Origin of the sequence: Streptomyces bobili (assembly GCF_002154575.1) — a bacterium.
Classification (GTDB): Bacteria; Actinomycetota; Actinomycetes; order Streptomycetales; family Streptomycetaceae; genus Streptomyces; species Streptomyces bobili.
Window position 1 is genome coordinate 607 of record NZ_MUBA01000719.1, and the last position, 478, is coordinate 1084.

The following is a 478-nucleotide window of genomic DNA, read 5'->3' on the forward strand; positions in this document are numbered from 1 at the left end:
CTGGGCGTTCGCCCGTCCGTCCGCGGTGTGGCGATGAACCCGGTTGACCACCCGCACGGTGGTGGTGAGGGCAAGACCTCCGGTGGTCGCCACCCGGTCTCCCCGTGGGGTCAGAAGGAGGGTCGTACTCGTTCGCCGAAGAAGGCATCGAACAAGTACATCGTCCGCCGCCGCAAGACGAACAAGAAGCGCTAGGAGCGGGTTTAGATGCCGCGCAGTCTCAAGAAGGGGCCCTTCGTCGACGACCACCTCATCAAGAAGGTGGACGTACAGAACGAAGCCGGTTCCAAGAACGTCATCAAGACCTGGTCCCGTCGCTCGATGATCATCCCGGCCATGCTCGGCCACACGATCGCGGTGCACAACGGCAAGACCCACATTCCGGTGTTTGTCACCGAGTCGATGGTCGGCCACAAGCTCGGCGAGTTCTCGCCGACGCGCACCTTCCGGGGTCACGTCAAGGACGACCGGAAGTCGA

1 protein-coding gene and 1 pseudogene are annotated in these 478 nt (G+C 63.0%); both read left to right on the plus strand.

What is annotated here, in order from left to right:
* Positions 1 to 195, plus strand: a pseudogene (locus BZL64_RS41675) (50S ribosomal protein L2); the annotation flags it as partial.
* A 12-nt stretch (positions 196 to 207) separates the two neighbouring features.
* Positions 208 to 478, plus strand: a 271-nt coding sequence (gene rpsS / locus BZL64_RS36710; protein WP_086773342.1) for a 30S ribosomal protein S19, incomplete at its 3' end; no start/stop codon positions are given.